This window comes from Streptomyces sp. NPDC051020, assembly GCF_040683105.1.
GTDB lineage: Bacteria > Actinomycetota > Actinomycetes > Streptomycetales > Streptomycetaceae > Streptomyces.
Genome location: NZ_JBFBCG010000074.1, coordinates 1 through 16,281 on the forward strand (window position 1 = coordinate 1; position 16,281 = coordinate 16,281).

General features: G+C 69.3%; 16 protein-coding genes. 1 reads left to right on the forward strand and 15 read right to left on the reverse strand.

The window, feature by feature from the left end; genetic code table 11:
• Positions 1-692, forward strand: a 692-nt coding sequence (locus tag AB0N06_RS30050) for an IS5 family transposase (protein WP_366137844.1), incomplete at its 5' end; no start/stop codon positions are given.
• 35 nt (positions 693-727) lie between these two features.
• Here the strand turns inward: AB0N06_RS30050 and AB0N06_RS30055 are convergent.
• The 15 genes from AB0N06_RS30055 to AB0N06_RS30125 all read right to left on the reverse strand — a co-directional run bounded on the left by AB0N06_RS30055 (position 728) and on the right by AB0N06_RS30125 (position 15,925).
• Positions 728-2,164 carry an NF041680 family putative transposase gene (locus AB0N06_RS30055; protein ID WP_366137845.1) on the reverse strand — a complete coding sequence of 479 codons (1,437 nt, stop codon included), beginning with the start codon at positions 2,162-2,164 and terminating at the stop codon, positions 728-730.
• Between the two features lie 236 nt (positions 2,165-2,400).
• Complete coding sequence (locus AB0N06_RS30060) at positions 2,401-2,865, reverse strand: RRQRL motif-containing zinc-binding protein (protein WP_366137878.1); 465 nt, start codon at positions 2,863-2,865, stop codon at positions 2,401-2,403.
• A 324-nt stretch (positions 2,866-3,189) separates the two neighbouring features.
• Complete coding sequence (locus tag AB0N06_RS30065) at positions 3,190-5,337, reverse strand: hypothetical protein (protein ID WP_366137846.1); 2,148 nt, start codon at positions 5,335-5,337, stop codon at positions 3,190-3,192.
• On the reverse strand, positions 5,337-6,404 hold the full coding sequence (locus tag AB0N06_RS30070; protein ID WP_366137847.1) for a hypothetical protein: 1,068 nt from the start codon (positions 6,402-6,404) through the stop codon (positions 5,337-5,339). The genes AB0N06_RS30065 and AB0N06_RS30070 overlap by 1 nt, the downstream gene beginning before the upstream one ends.
• A gap of 75 nt (positions 6,405-6,479) precedes the next feature.
• The gene (locus tag AB0N06_RS30075; RefSeq protein WP_366137848.1) at positions 6,480-7,760 is read right to left on the reverse strand and encodes a hypothetical protein; all 1,281 of its coding nucleotides are present in this window, start codon (positions 7,758-7,760) and stop codon (positions 6,480-6,482) included.
• A gap of 2 nt (positions 7,761-7,762) precedes the next feature.
• Positions 7,763-8,038 (reverse strand): hypothetical protein, encoded by a 276-nt coding sequence (locus AB0N06_RS30080; RefSeq protein WP_366137849.1) that lies wholly within the window; start codon positions 8,036-8,038, stop codon positions 7,763-7,765.
• 3 nt (positions 8,039-8,041) lie between these two features.
• Entirely contained in the window at positions 8,042-9,004 is a 963-nt protein-coding gene (locus AB0N06_RS30085; protein WP_366137850.1) for a bifunctional lytic transglycosylase/C40 family peptidase, read from the reverse strand.
• Between the two features lie 198 nt (positions 9,005-9,202).
• The gene (locus AB0N06_RS30090; protein WP_366137851.1) at positions 9,203-10,831 is read right to left on the reverse strand and encodes an FtsK/SpoIIIE domain-containing protein; all 1,629 of its coding nucleotides are present in this window, start codon (positions 10,829-10,831) and stop codon (positions 9,203-9,205) included.
• A 238-nt stretch (positions 10,832-11,069) separates the two neighbouring features.
• A complete protein-coding gene (locus tag AB0N06_RS30095; protein WP_366137852.1) occupies positions 11,070-12,233 on the reverse strand; it encodes a hypothetical protein in 1,164 nt (387 codons plus the stop codon).
• An 85-nt stretch (positions 12,234-12,318) separates the two neighbouring features.
• The gene (locus tag AB0N06_RS30100; RefSeq protein ID WP_366137854.1) at positions 12,319-13,059 is read right to left on the reverse strand and encodes a hypothetical protein; all 741 of its coding nucleotides are present in this window, start codon (positions 13,057-13,059) and stop codon (positions 12,319-12,321) included.
• Positions 13,060-13,084: 25 nt separating this feature from the next.
• A complete protein-coding gene (locus AB0N06_RS30105) occupies positions 13,085-13,255 on the reverse strand; it encodes a hypothetical protein (RefSeq protein ID WP_366137855.1) in 171 nt (56 codons plus the stop codon).
• Positions 13,256-13,619: 364 nt separating this feature from the next.
• Positions 13,620-13,988 (reverse strand): hypothetical protein, encoded by a 369-nt coding sequence (locus AB0N06_RS30110; protein WP_366137856.1) that lies wholly within the window; start codon positions 13,986-13,988, stop codon positions 13,620-13,622.
• Entirely contained in the window at positions 13,985-14,527 is a 543-nt protein-coding gene (locus tag AB0N06_RS30115) for a WhiB family transcriptional regulator (RefSeq protein ID WP_366137857.1), read from the reverse strand. The genes AB0N06_RS30110 and AB0N06_RS30115 overlap by 4 nt, the downstream gene beginning before the upstream one ends.
• 179 nt (positions 14,528-14,706) lie before the next feature.
• Positions 14,707-14,871: a hypothetical protein gene (locus AB0N06_RS30120; RefSeq protein WP_366137858.1), complete on the reverse strand. Its 165-nt coding sequence runs from the start codon at positions 14,869-14,871 to the stop codon at positions 14,707-14,709.
• Positions 14,872-14,980: 109 nt separating this feature from the next.
• Complete coding sequence (locus AB0N06_RS30125) at positions 14,981-15,925, reverse strand: hypothetical protein (protein ID WP_366137860.1); 945 nt, start codon at positions 15,923-15,925, stop codon at positions 14,981-14,983.
• Positions 15,926-16,281: the final 356 nt, after the last annotated feature.

A 16,281-nucleotide genomic window follows, 5' to 3' on the forward strand; every position in this document is an offset into this window, starting at 1 on the left:
TGATGCCCTGGGACGCGGCCCACCGCTGGTTCACCAAGTGGCGCCGGGACGGCACCTGGGACCGCGTCCACGACGAGCTCCGCCGCCAGGTCCGGATCGGGGCCGGACGCGATCCCGAGCCGTCGGCCGCCGTGATCGACGCCCAGTCGATCAAAACCAGCGAGGGTGGCGAGGCACGTGGGTTCGATGCGGGCAAGCGAACGACAGGGCGGAAGAGACACGTGATCGTTGACACGATGGGCCTGCTGCTGGTCGTCGCGGTCACCTCCGCTTCCGTGCAGGACCGGGCCGGAGGCCGCGCTGTCCTGGCCCAGCTCGCAGCCGGCTTCCGCACGGTCAGTCTGGTGTGGGCCGACGGCGGATACGCCAACTCCGTTGATTCCGGGCTTCTTTCATGGGCCCGGGATGCGTTGAACATCGTCGTCGAGATCGTGAAGCGGACCGACGACGTCAAGGGTTTCAAGGTCCTGCCCCGCCGCTGGGTGGTGGAGCGAAGTTTTGGCTGGCTGGCCCGAAACCGTCGGCTGGCCCGCGACTACGAACGGCTGACCGCGACCTCCGAGGCCATGATCAAGGTGGCAATGATCCGCTTGATGCTCGTCCGGCTCGCCGGGCAGTCCTTGCGGTGGAGCCATGAACCCCACCGCAAGACCGCACGAGCCAACACCGTCGAGGACTACATCGCAGCGTAATCAACCGGCCACCCGACAGGCTCTAAGCTTGACGTTTAAGGTGCTTGATCCTTTCCCGCGTTCCGTCGGGCATTCGTTTTGGGTGGTTTGCCCACGTGGTGGTGGGGTGCGGGGCGTCGGTTCTTGGAGCCGGGTGGGCGTCCGGGGCCGGGCTTCTGGGGTTTCGGTGCGGCTGCCAGCTGGGGCAGTCGGTGGTGGAGGTGGCGAAACCCGCGTCGGACACGGGCGGGGGTGAGCCTGCCTGGTAGTGCGGGTCTTTCCCAGGGGCGGCGGAGGTCGTCGGTGAGGTCACGGGCGAGTCTGAGCTGGGTGTAGGCGACGATGACGGCCCAGCTCCAGCGGTCGGCCGCGCGCGGGTCGCGGAGCTGGGGCACGGTCCAGCCGAGGGTCTGTTTGAACATGCGGAAGGTGTGTTCCAGATCGAATCTTCTGAGGAAGGTGTGCCACCAGCGTGTGATGTCGTCGGCGGTGGCGCTGGTGGCCGAGGACCACAGCCACAGGGGCTTGGGGGTCCTCTCGCCGGGGAGGTGGTCGACTTCCAGGCGGATCACGGTGCCCTCCACGATGGGTAGTTCGCCATCGTGGTCTTCCCAGCCGGCCCGGTGGGTCAGGGCGGGATGCAGCGGGTTCCAGGCCAGGGCGACGGCCTCGCCGTAGTGGTCGGTGTGCTCGGCCGTCGCCCGGTCGGGGGTGGGCCAGGTGGTGTCGTCGGCGAACTTGAACGCCGCCCCGTACTTGGGTGGGCGTCCGTTCTTGCCGCGCGCCCGGGGCGGGGGCGGGAAGTACAGCACCCGGTCCGAGCGCAGTCGTCCGACCAGCTCGACTGGCAGGTCCGCCAGGAGGTAGGAGAGCCGGACGACGTCGTATCCGGCGTCGAGGACGACCACGATCTTCGGGTCTCCCTGGCTCCACTGCCCCTCCTTGGCCAGCCGGGAGAAGAGTTCGCGCAGTTGGGCGGCGGTGACCGTGGTGACATCGTCGGCCGGGGTGAGCCGCAGGATGTCCAGTGGCGCGGTCCAGGAAGTGGGCCCGCTCTCCAGGGCTGCGATGACGGAGTACGGCCATCCCGGGATCATCTGTGCGTTTCCGCGACCACGCCCGTAGCAGTGACAGAACAGTCGTTGGGGGCTGCAGGGCGCGTCCGGCCTCAGCCAGTTGCTGATGTCCGCGGCGATCCGCAGCCGTCCCCCACTGTCGCGGGGCAACGGTAATGAGGCCAGTGACCTGCGTAGACGGGACACGTCCAGGCGGCCGTGGTTGATTCCGTCGTACAACGACCCGTGCCCGCGCCGGTGCTCGGGGGCCAGCGACAGATCCACCAGTGTCCTGACCGGTCCGTCCGTACACAACAGGGCGTCGACAAGCTCGAACAACTCGTCCCCGCGGCGGGACAGGCCAGCGTAGAAGTCGTTCCGGAAGTCGGATAACACGGACAAGGGGTGGACAGGGACGGAGGAGACGGGAAAGCTCATGACAGCGGCCGTTCTGTGGCATCTCGAGGCTCAACACTTCGAGCATCACAGGCGGCCGCGCCTGCTGTCCGGCGCATGACGAACCCCGACAAGACACGATCTTGTCGGGGTTAAACGTCAAGCTAAGGCGAGGGTGGTCATACTGAGGTTTCCTTCTCGTCTGTGTCACGGGATGGAACAGCCCGGGACAGCCGTTTGCGTCGGCGGTCCCGGGCGCTTTGCGTACGGGCGGTGGGTCAGGCTGCGAGGGCGGTCGTGCCGGCGGTGTCCCGCCCGAGTTCACGGTCGTGGTGCTCGCGGGTCTGGATGCCTTCGGGGGAGCAGGGCCAGCAGCTGCCAAGTGTCTTGAGCGGCAGGCAGTAGTCGAACCGGACCTGGCAGACCGGGCAGGTGGTCCGGGTTGCCATCGCCCGGTCCAGTGCGGCCTCTTTCGCCAGCGTCATCGGGATCTTCGGCTTCGCGAGATCGATGCGGTAGAGCCAGGCCAGGTGCGTGCAGGCCGCGTGCGGCTGGTACGAGCAGCGGCGGCACCTGAGCTGGGCGACCGGTCCGTGGCCGCCGGGCCGCAGGCCGGCCGCGCGTAGTTGGCGGCGGGTAGCCAGGAGGTCCGTCGGGGCACTGTTCCAGGCGTACTCGGGGAACCGGCTGATCCCGTCGTCATACACGTCGACGTCGACAAGGTTCTCGTCCTGACCTTCCATCACTCGCCCCGGGTACCGGGCAGGCGGTGGGGCGGGAGCGGGTAGCGGGGGCCAAGTCGGGTGGGGCGTGGGCGTCCGGTCCCGCGACGCGGACGGGGCGTGAGCACGGGTGTCCTCCAGCAGATGGGTGGGGGTCAGCGCTGCGCCCCGCCGACGGTTGGTCTGTCGGCGGGGCGCGGGGGTGAGGTGGGCGGCCGGACGGCCTGTCCGTTCCTCGGTCACCGCAAAGGGGTGGCCGAGGAGCAGGCAGGGCGACGGGTCAGCACTAGAGCGGGTAGACGGGCTGGTTCAGTCGCCGGATCGCAGATCCGCCGGGACGGCACGTCAGAGGTCGGAGGGCAGTTGTTTTCCGGTCTTTGCGTCGAACGCGACGCCGGTCGGGGAGAGACGGATTGTGCGGGACGCGGCTCGGGACCCCTCTTGCCAGTCCTTACCGGCCATCGCTACTCGCACCGTCACCTCTGCGGAGGGGTCCTTGACTGGCACGACGATCTCGGGGTCCTTGGGGACCTGTTCCTCTCCCCGCACGTCACTGGCGCTCTTGTCTGCCGCGTCGATCCGCAGGTACCGGGCGTTGTTGTCCATGTCGTAGTACGGGTGCAGCGCCAGAACAACGCTCTTGCGGTCGTCGCTCCAGTCCGCCACGACATGGGCCTTCACGCCGTCGATGGTGACTGGTGCCCCCGCCTTGCCCTTGTACGCGGCGGCGGCCGCGCTCTCCTCGCGCTGCTGGCGCTGTTCTTCCTCGCCTTTGGGGTTGTCCCAGACGAAGGCAATGGCGAGGCTGAGGGCGACGATGGTTGCAGCTGCCGGCCAGAGCCGCCGGAGTGAAGTCGCTGTTGGGTCGTCGTCGTCCGTCGGCGCGGGCTGCTGGGGCTCGCGGTGCAGGGCCGGGGTGGGGTCGTGGGCCTGTCCGGCCCGGTCGTCGTCCTGGTGTATGCGGGCGACGGTAGCGCGGAGCTGGGTCGCTTGGTCGCGGTTTTTGCAGAGATCCGCCACCTGGGCCCGGGTGGCGAGCCAGGATGCGGCCTCGGCCGAGTTGATGCCGTGGACGGTGATGTCCTCACGCTCACCGAGGGCGGTAAGGTCTGCGGCCTCGGCGCACCGGCCCTCCCTCGCGGCCTGCAGGGCCCTGTCATGCCAGTCGATCACGTTGGGCGGCATCTGCCAGTCCCACTCGGCCTCGGCCTCGGCCTCTTGGGGCTCGGCGAGTGCCGACGGCTCGTGATCGGCGTTCTCGTCGGGATTGGTGCTCTTGTCGGGCTCCGTCTCGGTCGGGGCTTCCTGCTCGGCTGCTGCTGCCTGCTGTGCCCTGCGGCGGCGCGAGGATGTGTCGGTCAGCTCCGCTTCTTCCTCTGTGAGGACAGTCTCGATGACGTCCACGAAGCTGGGGCCGACCTTCCAGACGGCCTGCCCGGGGCCGAGAGTCGGGATGGTGCCGATGGCCCACTGCGGCAGGCCCAGCAGCGCACCGACGATCGCGGCCTCTTCGGGCCCAAGACGGCCGACGTGGGCGACTTCGCAGAGTCGTGCCAGGTCTTGCGCCTTGCCGTCACCGAGGTCGGAGAGGGTGTGCATCACGACGTCCAGTGACAGTGAGGCTTTGCGACTGTTCTTCAGGAGCCGCTGGATCAGTTCGCTGGTGGCGGGGGACAGCAGGATTTGCCATGCCTCTTCGAGGACCAGGTGGCGGTGTACGGCGGTTGACTGGGGCAGCCACACGTGCTCGGCCCAGCACGAAATCGCGGCCATGAGTGCCGGGATCGCGGGAGAGTTGCGGTCCAGGCGGGTGAAGTCAAAGCTCAGGATGGGCAGGTCGGTTGGGGGGAGGCTGGCATCCTGGCCGTCGAAAAGTCCCCTCAACGAGCCTTCGGTGTAGCGGGACAGGGCGATGGCGACACCCTCGCCCCATTCGGTGAGTCGCGGCGCCGGCCACCGGCCGTCTTCCGGGGCGGCCAGAGCGTCCACCAGCCCGTTGAGTGATGCCGCCTTCGGGTTGTTCAGCCCGTGCTGAAGTGCGTGCGTCGCCTGCGGGGTGAGCGCGGTGGGCTCGACCGCGAGGACCAGCGACCGGACCAGCTGCTCGCGCACCTCCAGCGGGAAAAGGTCGCTGCACGGATTGAGCTTGAAGGCGCCGGCCTCGATCACCATGCCGTCCAGAGACCGGGTCAGCGACGCCCATTCGCCGGTGCTGTTGTTCTCCCCATAGCTGTCGATGACGACGACCTGGTGGCCGTGGTCAAGGATCTCCCGCCGCATCCGAGCCTTCGCGGTGGTGCTCTTGCCGGACCCGAGTCCGCCCATTGCGATCGAGTTCGTCGACGGGAGAACCGCGGCTTCGGTGAGGACGGGGGAGAGACGGAACTCCTTCCCGTCCAGCAGGGACCGGCCGATCGCGATACCGGGGAAACGGGAGCTGGAGGCAACGAGCGGGGCGGTGATCGCTGCGTGGGTGGAGGGCAGGCGAATCATTACAGGATCGCCCCTTTCTTGGTGGAGGCCCCGTGCGGGGTGGTCATCACGTGGGCGCGGTGCTGCTGGCCGGTAAGCCAGTCCAGACGGATGCGGTGCCGGTCGGCCACGAGAGCGACCTGCCAGCGGGCATCGGTGACGCTCTGCGGGCTGTCGCCCCACACCGTCAGGTAGGCGTCGACGTCCACGAGCGTCGCGCCCTGTACCAGCGCGCCGTGTGCCGTCCCGCTCGCGAGATCGTGTGTCTCGGCCTTGATCTTGTCGGTGGTGAACGCTTCACCGGCTGCGCGCTGCCATTTCGCCGATCGGCGGGACTGCCCTGGTGGCAGCGGCCGGTAGAGCACCGCGACGGAACGGTCCCGCTCCTGACCGAGGAGCAGCTTGGGCATGAGGTCGCCGCCGGTCTCGTCAGGCCATGAGGTGATCCGCGCGGTGGCCGCGTGGCGGCCGTCCTCCAGCTCGATCCAGCCGGGGCCCCGCCCGGTCACTGCGGGGATCGGCTCGGGTTCCAGGGGCGTCAGGGCACCGAGGGCGGCGAGTTCCGCCTCCAGGGTGTCGATGACGCGGGCCGGGGCCAGTCCTTTGGGGACGTGGACGGAAATCGTCTGCGTGTGCTCGGTCGTGTCGCGCACGTCGGCGTGGTGGGTGACGTGGATCTGGATGCCGGCGGTGCGGGCCTGGCTGCCGGCGAAAGTCAACGCACGCGAGAAGGCGTCGTGAAACTCCGTCCGGCGGTGCGGGTCCTGCATGGTGCCGTGCTGCGGGTACAGCGTCCACGTCCGTGTGTCCCCGGGCTGGGCGGTCATGGCGCCGGGCGCGGTGCGCTCTCGCAGTCGCCGGTAGCCGACGGTCGCCCACCGGGCGATCGAGCGGGGCCCGGGCGCGAGGTTGAGCAGAGCCCCGGCCGCGCCGACCGCGCCGAAGGCCCACAGGGGCGGCGGGGTAACGATGGCTGACAGCAAAACCGCGCTCCCGAGCCCGGCATTTGTTTTGGTCAGCATCGCTTCCATGGGGCTGAGTCCGCGCTGGAGAGCAGGAATGCGGTAGCCGGGTGTCAGGGAATACACGGGAATCCTCCTTGAATGTGGCCGGGCCGCGACGCTCGCCGTAGCGAGCGTCGCGGCCCGGATCGTCAGCCGGTCCTACGGGCGGGGCGGCCGGTGGGGCGCGGGCGCCGACTGCTGGCTCGCAGCCAGTGGCCGGGCGCCCGGGCGCGGGCCCGCAGGACCCGGCTGCCGGGGCTGCGGGTTGGTTGCCGCCGGTTGGACGGCAGTCCGCGCCGCTCTGCGGGCCTCGACCAGCTGCTGGTTGCGCGGCGCTTCCCGCCGGGTCTTGTCGATGGCCGACTGAGTGGTCAGCCGTGAGGACCGCTGCTTCTGCTTGATCCCGTACGCGGCGAAGAGGACACCGCGGTCCTGGTGCGCGGCACGGCCCGGGGTGTCCACCGTGCGCGGCGTCCGCGGGTTGTTCTCCTGCTCGTAGAAGTCCGGGGATCCGGCCCGGACGACCGCCCGCGCCAGCGGGTTGGCCGTCCGGCTCTCCACCAAGCCGCGTGCGGCTCCTGCGATCTTGGGACCGAAGTACGGGATTCCGTGGAAGATCATCCGCAGCATCAGTGCGTCCGCCGCGATCAGGAGCACGGCGTCCATCACGAGCGAGCCGCTGACCATCTGGACGAACGGGCTGACCAGCAGCAGGGCGAACGGGGCGAACATCAGCCCCAGCAGGCGCATCGCCCACGCGCGGACTGCGGACGTGTCACCCCCGCGCGCCAGAGAGGCCAGGACCAGGGGCGCCATGCACACGAACGCGAGGATCCCGAGCTGGCGGGTCATGAACACCAGCGCCGCGAACGCCAGCGCCACGACCAGCGCGGAGATGATGATCAGGATCGCCACGGGATTCCCCGAATCCGCCCCCTGATCCAGGTCCTTGCTGATGGTTTTGAGGAGGGTCGACTGGTCACTGTCGAACGCGGTCGTGAACGCGGAGCTCACGGCCTGGTTCAACAGCATGACCACCCCCGGGACGGACGCCATGCCGGCGACCGCGGCCAGCGTCCATCCCGTGGATGCGCCCAGCTGCCTGAGGCGGGGTGCGCCCTGCCAGGCGGTCAGGGCGCACACGACGATCACGCAGACCAAAATGGCGACGGCCAGATGCTGACCGAGCCATAAGAACTGCTGGTACAGCCAGTTGTCGGCCGTCTCCGGCGCCCACGCTCTCTTGGGAGCGAGCAGCCCCTTGAGCGTTTTGATCAGGGCTTCGGCGAGGTCTTTGACGTGGTCGGAGGCGCCTGCGGTGATCCCGCTGCCGCCACCACCGTCTGTGTCGGCGGACCCGCCTCCCCCGGGTTCCCAGTCGTTCTCGCACATCTTCTTGGCGATGCCCTTGATCAGGCCGCACGGGTCCTTGTCGGGCATGGTCAGCCCTTCGCGTTCGTCACGGTCGAGAACAGGGTGTCGCCGTAGAGCGCGAGGATGACCGCGACGAACAGAGTGCCCAGCGCCATCGATCCCTTCTGCAGCGCGCCCTTGGGGTCGTTGGACAGCTGGAGCAGCATGCGAATCGCGATGATGGCGATCACAGCGGCGATGCCCTTGGTGACCAGCCCACCGCCGGTGAGGCCGATCGTGTCGAAGAAGTCCTTGAAGCCGCTGGACATGTCGACGGGCTTGGCGAGGGGAATGAGCTTGTTCATGGGTCAGATCTCCTTGTTCGTGTGACGTACGGGGCGTGCGAAGGCGAACAGGTCGGACATTGAGTCGACGGGGGAAAAGCGAACTGACGTGCCGGGCCGGGGGGCCTCGATCATGTAGCCGCTTCCGACGTAGATCGCGACGTGGTGAATGCTGGTGGGGCTGCTCCCGAAGAAGACGAGGTCCCCGGGGCGTTTCTGTCCGGGCTTCACCGGCTCCGAGGCGGCATATTGCTGTGCTGCCGTACGGGGCAGGGTGATTCCGGCCTGCGCGTAGGCATAGAGCGTGAGCCCGGAGCAGTCGAAACCATTGATGCTCGCTCCGGAACTCCCATTCGGGGAACAGCACGACCCGGTACTGCGGCCGCTCGCATTGCCTCCGCCCCACGAATACGGGGTTCCGAGCTCGCCGCTTGCCGCATTGATGGCGGTGGCGGCCTGTTCGGTGGTCGTCATTTTCCCGCCGGACGGAACGTCAGCGAGTGCACTGATGGACCGGACGTAGTTCTGTGTCTCCCGGTAGGGAGGGACACCACCGTATTTGTGGACGGCGCCGCTTCCGGCGTTGTAGGCGGCAAGCATGTTGTCCTGCTTGTTACCGGGAACGTCTTTGACTTCCTTGACGATGTCGCACAGGTGCTTGGCCGCTGACGGGATCGCGTCCTCGGGATCCCACACGTCACGCCGTCCATCGCCGTTTGCGTCGATTCCGGCGGTTTCCCACGTGGACGGCTTGAACTGCGCAATGCCCTCAGCACCGGCCCGAGATCGGCGGCCCGGAATGAATCCGGATTCCTGTTTGAGAAGCGCGGCCAGCAGGTTCGGTGTGACCTCGGGGCAGGTGTTTCCCGCGTCCTCGATCAGCCTCTTGTATTTGGCGGGCACGGACAGGCTGAGCGCCGCGCCCACGGGATCGCCGCCGGCGCCCTGCACGAGCGCGGCCACGACCACGGCCGCGGTCGCTCCCACGCCGATCGTGACCGCTGTAGAGCTCCTCAAGAGCCTTTCCCTTCCTTCCTAGGGGTTTTCGATGTCTTCGCAGGTCAGGACCGCCACCCGGTACCGCCCGGGGACCGCCAGACCACCGCCACCGCACCGCCACGGATGAGCGGGGGTGGCGGTGCGGTGGCGGTGGCTGGGCGGTGGTCCGGCGGTGCCGGGTGGCGGTCACGATCCCGACATAGCGGCTGCGGTGAGGTCGGCCAGCCGATAGCCGCGTACGCCCTTCGGACCCTTGTCCGCCGGAACACCGAGAAGCGCTTTCAAGCGCTTCCCGCGTTCTGTCGGGTCGGTTTCCGCGATTCCGAGAGACGCGGCCAGGTCGGGGGTGGGCATGAAGTCCACCCCGTTGTCCTGCATCAGGTTGATGGCCTGCTTGACCGGGGATTCAGGCGCTTCGTTCAGCGTCTTCTGCCGTCGGGCATAGACGTCATCGACCACTTCCCAGATGAACGCGTCCGGGAAATGGAAGCCGCGAATCAAGGTGGACGAGCCGTTCGCGAAGAGGACCGCCTGACCCTTGACTGCCGAATCGAGGAGTGAAGGGTGAATCGGGGCGACGGTTTCGAAGTACGAGTCTCCGAGGGCGACTTTCGCTCCGCCCTTCGAAGCCACATACAGGCACATCCGGTAAAGGAACTGATCCCGAACCTTTACCGGAATCGCGTCATTTGCCGGGCGCTGCGTCAGCATCACCGTGACAATCCCGGATTCGAGACTCTTGGCGACCAGCGACCGCGACTTGTCCTCATTGCGGCGCACCGTCTCCTGCGATTCCTTGCTCCCGTTGTCGGTGTAGAAGTCGGCGGCCTCATCGATGATGAAGAACACCGGTTTGAAAACGGGTGCAGGCTGCCGGTTGCGAATGGCGTCCTGCATTTCCTTGTAGCGGCGATCCACTCGGGAATTCAGCTCATCGAGCATGCTTTCCAGAACAGCGGGGTCGTCGGACGCTTCGTAGCGGACAGCGATTTTCTCGAACTTGGTCAGCCCGCACAGTTTCCCGTCGAGCAGGTACAGGTCGAAATCGCCGTACGCGATCAGCAGGCAGGTGATGAGCCCGTTGACCAGCGTCGTCTTGCCCATCTGGGTCATGCCGCCGATGAGCAGCGATGCCTTGTCGAATGTCGGGACCCCGGCGAGCCGGCCGGTGATGTCGTGGCCGATCGGGACGCCCGCGAACGTGGTGATCTCCTGCCGGGTCGGGGCGGGAAACAGGGTGCTGAACGGTGGTTCGTTCAGCACCAGCAGGCGCACCTGGCGCTCACTGCGGCGGCTGGTCTCCAGCTTCAGGTGAAGCCGGGTGACGCCGAACATCGAGGCGATCGGTCCGAGCCGGGTGGCGATGTCCTCGGACGTGCGGCTCGCGGGCACCAGGAACTCGTAAACGGTGCCGACGGGCAGCTGCTCGATGGTGACGTCGTCGGCCAGGATCACCTCGTCCCTGCCGATGGCCCCGGCCCTGCTCAGCGCGGTCGTCAGCGCCGCGTGTACAGCGCCCTGCGGGGCCTGCGCGCCCTTCAGGACCGCTTCCTCCGAGGCTGTTGACGCTTCCTGCTTCAGGGCTGCCACGGGCTGCGCCTCGCGGCCCCAGAGCGCCTTGACGCGCGTGCGGATCCACCAGGCCGCGTAGCCGAGGGCGATGAGCGCTCCGGCGGTGACGGCCAGGGTGGCCGGCCAGGAAAGCCCCGTCTTGTCTTTGACGGCGGCGAGTCCCCCGGCGGAAATGGTCAGAGCGCCGATGGCGCCCGCCGCCTGACCATAGGCATCTTCGGCCTGTTGTTTCTTCTTGGCCACGTCCCCCTCTTTCGATCATGGGCGCACGAATCTCGCGCGCATATGCGAAGCACTGGCATTTCGGCTGCTCGCCGGGTCTGCTGTCCTGGCTCTGCGAACGCGTGGTCCGCTCGCCGGGCCGCTCGCCGGGTCTGCGCCATCGACTGCATTGCTGCTTCCGGCAGTCGCGACGCAGCCCAGCCGGACGAACCGGCTGGGCTGCATCGGTGGTGCCGGACGGATGTCCGGTGTCCGTGGGTCAGGCGCCCGCGTCCTCGGGCTCCTCCTCCTCGGCCTGCTCGACTCCCCCGTCGCTGTCGGCCTGCGGGCCGGCGGCCTTTTCCTTCGCCATCAGCGCGGCCCAGGCGCGGCGCAGCCGCTCCTCGGAGCCGACGTAGCCGTCCGCGCGCAGGGTGTCGCGGGCCTGGCGGTAGGACTGCGGCGGGTCATCGACGTACCGCAGGTGGCGCAGCAGGACGTCCACCTGACCGTCAGTCAGTGGCTCGTCGGGCCGCGGGACCGGCACACCCGCCACGGCCGCGAGGTCCGCGAGAGCGGCGGCCCGTGCCGCCCGCTGTGCCGGTGTGCCGCCCGGCGTGCCGGGCAGTGTGCCGCCGGGTGTGCCGGATCCGGTCGGCAGGCCGTTGACCTGCGTGCCGGGGATGTGCCGGGTGAGGGCGGGCGTGCCGGATCCGGCACGTTCCACCGTGCCGGGCAGCGCGGGCGCGGTCGGCTCCCAGCCCTCCAGTTCCGGCAGCCGGATCGCCGCGACCGACGCGGGCAGGGGCATGTCCGCGATCGTCTTCTCGGTCGTCTCGGCCTGCCCGTGGAGCTGCTGAGTCATGTCCTGCTGCGCCTTGAGAACCGACACGCGGTACTTCGTTTCGGCTGCTGCGACTCGCGTCTCCAGTGTGGTGGCGAGCTCCAGCAGCTCGATGCGGTGCGCGGCCTCCGCCTCCATCTCCTCCAGGCGGTCCGCCACCGTCTGCCGCTTGTCATCGAGCTTGCGCCGCGTGCCGGACGAGACCTTCCGGCCGAGCGCGGGAAGGGCGATCCACCACGCACCCTTGGTCGCCACGATCGCGATCGGCGTGAGGACCACAGCCAGGTCGAACCCATCGGTCCCGGACAGGATCAGATCGGTCGTCGGGATCGCGGCGTTGATGACCGTGAGGGCCAGCCCCGCGTACTGGACACGCCGGGCGCGCCGGCGGTTGTTGCCGGACAGGATCTCCGTCGCCTGAAAGACCACCCAAAGGGCATCCAGGGCGCCCACGGTGGGCACGGCCCACACGCCGAACGTCGGTTCCAAGATGTCGTAGCTGACGGCCACCGAGAGGATGGCCACGCCCAGGGTGACCACCCCCAGCACGCCGAGGACCATGCCCCGCGGCGTCGCGTTGCTCCAGCTCTTCCTCTTCACGCTTCATCTCCGTTTCGGTGTCTCGTGCTTCGGGTCGGTGCAGCCGCGGCCAGCGCACCGGGCGTCCGGGAACTGGACACCTTGGTCAGGCGAGCTCGCGGTCACCGGCGAGCCGGGCGACCTCGACCAGCCGCTCGCGCTGCGCGTTGATCTGAGCTGCCAGGACGTCGAGCAGCGGGGTGCCCTCGCCCCAGAACCGGTTGGTGTAGGCGCCGATGTGGTCGATGTGCCAGTCGGACGCGTCCAGTCCGAGCTCCGTGGCGACGTCTGTCAGGCGCAGTTCGTCGTCGTATCCGGCAGTAGCGATCTGGTCGTCGGCCAGCTGCGCAAGCTGCTGGGCGATCTCATCCCACGCAGAGGCGGCGGCCTCCGCGGCGTTCTCCGCGTCGGTCAGGTGCAGCAGCTGCGCGCGCCACCGGCCGTCCTCGGTCTCCCAGAACGCCTTGTACACGCGCTCCAGTTCGGCCTTCGCCGCCGTCCACGCCTGCCACAGCGGTACGGCCTTGCGCAGTACCGGGCCTGCCTGGTGCCGGAGCCGGGCTTTGGACCACATGATCCGCGCCGCGTCGTACTGGCTGCTGAGCTCGCGGCGCTGCTCGCGGGTGACCGCCTTGTCGTCATGGACCGTGAGCGGCATCCGCGGCTCGGGCTCACGGCCGGTGAAGGCGGCGAAGAAGTAGGTGACCCAACCTTCGTACCGGCCGGGCTCGGCCCGTACGAACTGCGGGTGGTGGTACCGGCTGAGGGCGGCCGGCACGACCGGGAGAGCCTCACCGGTCAGCCCGGAGTGGTCGAGCTCGTGGGCCAGGGCGATGGTTCGAGTCATGTCTGTGCTCCTCACGGGGGCGGGGTCAGCGCCCGCGCAGGCGCTGGGTGTAGGCGTCCTGCAGCCGGGCAAACCGCTCGAACAGCGGCGCCCCGACAGGGCAGTGGCGCCCGGCCTGGCAGGGCTCACAGCCCTTGCGGTGGGTACGCCAGGCGTCGCTGGCCTGCATGTAGCGGGCATGGAGGTCGTCAGCCACGGGGGCCAACCTGGTTGGGCATGCGCGGTGGTGCCTCTCGGGTGGAGAGCGGTGCGGGGTGGGTGGGTGTCGGTGACGCGGTGGCCGGCGTCCCACGCCCTGGCGGCCGCCGTGGCGGCGGCCGCGAGCAGGGCGAGGGTCAGCGGGTGGGCCAGACCGCGTGCGGCGACGGCCCGTACCGCGTGGTGCTGTGCGGTACGGGCCGCGCGTATGTGCAGGTGCAGTGCTCAGCCCTGCTTCTGTCCAGTGCCGCCGCAGGGGCCGCAGGGCTGCATCTCGACACCCTGGTAAGGGGTGCCATCCGCACCGACGTGGCAGACGGTGACCATCTGCTGGCCAGAGCCGCCGCAGGAGGTACAGGTCGTCATCGGGCCACCCCCATCACGCTGTTGCGCTGGACAGCGGAGGCCGGAGCCGGGGCATAGCACGTGCCGTCGCAGTTCCAGCGGCCGCACAGCACGCACGCGCCGCCGGCCGCCCGGAAGTTGAGCGGGCGGGTCAGGCGCAGGACCGGCTGGCGGGCATAGCCCGGCGCCATCTCGGTAAGCGTGCGGCGGGCCCGGCGGCCGGCGGCCCGGGCGCGGTCGTCGCCGACGGCGACCAGCTGACGCACGACCCGGTGGAACTGGTCCATCTCGTCGCGCTCGTATCCGCGGCCGTCGTCCCCGCCACAGTCGTCCTCGCGCCGGATGTCGCCAATCGTCCCGGCACTCGGGGTGAGGATGCCGGTCATGCCGCCACCCCCCAGCCGGTGCGGGCGCGGCGGGCGGTACGGATCTCGTTGATCCGGGCGGTGAGCAGTCCGACCAGCTGGTTCTGCTCCGTCTGGGCCCGGGCGGGCGACAGGCGCGTGCCGTCCTGCCGCTTGTCCAGGCCGGAGGTGACCTCGTTCTGGACCAGCACCGTCAGATCGCGCAGCTCGCGCCGCTCGGTGTCGCGGTCCGCGTCGACCGCAGCCGCCAGGCGGTCGGCCTGGGCGGTACGGGCAACGGCGAGCTGCGTACCGGAGAGACCACCGCGCACCATGTCGTCGACACGCGTGTTGCCGTCGCCGTTCCGCAGTGCGAGCTCCTCGCACGCGGCACGGACCGGGCAGCCGGTGCAGACCCGGATCGCTTCGGCGCGGCGGGCCTGCCAGGTGATCTGGGGCTCGGCGTCGGTGCGGAAGAAGAGGTCCGGGTCGGCGGTGGCGCAGCGGGCGCCGGCGTCGATCGCGGACTGGAGTACGGCCCGGCGTGTATGCCGAGCCTGGGTCGGTGTCATCCTGTGCATGCGTAGTTCCCCTTCACGGAGGGTGAGTTGCGAAGACGAACCCCTGGGGGCGCAATCCCTGGGGGTTCGTCGCGTACAGGCCCCGCCCAGCAGCGGGGCAGTGCGTCCTGCGCACTCCGCTGGCCACCGGTCCGCCGTGAGGGGCGAAACGGTGGCCAGCGGGCAGCACAGGCTGCGATTCAGGCGCCGATCCGGCGGGCCTGCTCCTGCAGGTCGTGGATGCGGTCCGCGATCCGAGCTCGCTCCGGGCGGGACAGGCTCGGCCCGATCAGCCGTCGGCGGGCGGCCGCCAGCTGGTCGGCGATGCGTTGCTGCGAGGTACGCGGGTCGGTCGGAACGGGCATGGAATCCTCCAAGGTCGTCCTTAAGGGGGCTGTCGTACGAGCAGCCACGGCCCCGGCCTCCCCGATCGCTCGGGATGGCTGGGGCCGTGGTCGTTCGTCGGTGTTCAGCTCAGGCGGTCAGCAGCGGAAGGCCGGGGCCGCGGAACTCGGAGACCGTGTCGGCCGCGGTGGCGGCGGCGAGACGGGCGGGCTGGCGAATGTGGAGGTGTTCGAGAGGCAGGCCGGGCCCACCGTGCGTCGGGGCGGGCCAGGAAGCGGCGCGGCGGATGAGCTCGTGGCCATCGACGATGTTCTTCGCCAGCGTCGTCCGGGCTTCGGGGAGCGGGACGTTGTGGCGGGCGCGGGTCGCCCGGTCCACCCTCGGGAGGGCCTGCCGCAGCGACCGCTGGCGCGCTCGGGCCTGCTCCTGCTGCTCAGCACGGCGCTGCTGGGCTGCGGTCCGGTCGCGGAGGGTCTGCTGCTCGCGGGCGAGTACGGCGGTGGCCTCGAGCTCGCGGAGCGCGAACTCCAGTTCGCGGCCCGCAGCGCACCGGGCGCCGGCCCCGCACGTCGTGCACGTGGCGCGGTGCGCGACGACGGTTCGGCGGGCCCGGTCCAGCAACGGGAGCAGTCGGGCCCCGGCGGGGGCGGCCTGTTGTTCGCGGGTGACGGCGAGCTTGTGCACGGGGGCCGGGGCCGTCGTTGCCTTGGGCTTGGGCAGCACCTTGGTGGCGCGGCGGGACGCGGTGGTCGGGGCCGCCTCGACGAGCTCCGTACGCCAGTCGTCGACGTCGATGTCGATGGTGACCTGGCGGTTGCTGCCCGAGCAGCGGCGCGGCTCGGTGGTGCGGTAGCGCTTGGTGTGGTGCGGCACCAGCTTCGGGGTGCCGAGCATGCCGGTGATTGGCGTCCACCCTTTGCAGCCGGGGCAGATTAAATGCTCCTTGCCCGGCGTCAGGTCAAGCTCGTTGGTCTTGAACTCGGAGGCGACGATCGCCGGGAGGTTGCTGACGGTCTTGGTGCGGGTCTTGCGGCGGCGCTTGCGGGCCTCGGGCGTCACAGTCGTGGTCGTCATAGGGGCTCCTCAGGTCAAAGGGGAGGGGCTGCTTCGCGGTGGGCTCTCCGCCCGCCAGGCGCACGACATAGCCGGCGATCCTGGAGGACGGACAACGCATCTGCGCTGCGACGTGCACGGGAGCGCTCGGCCAGGGGACCGATCCGGGGGATTTGGTCGAGCTATCAACCCCGGCCCTCCCCCTCTTCGGGGCAAGGGCTCCTGATGTCTTACTGCCGGTAGATGGTCCCGAGACAAGCGGACACACGACGGCCTACTACACCCCGCATTCGGCTACTCACCGCTTGCTGGGCATCTCGATTAGAACCCCGCTATCCCTTCAGGGTCAACCTGTCTAGCTAACTTGTTTCCTACAC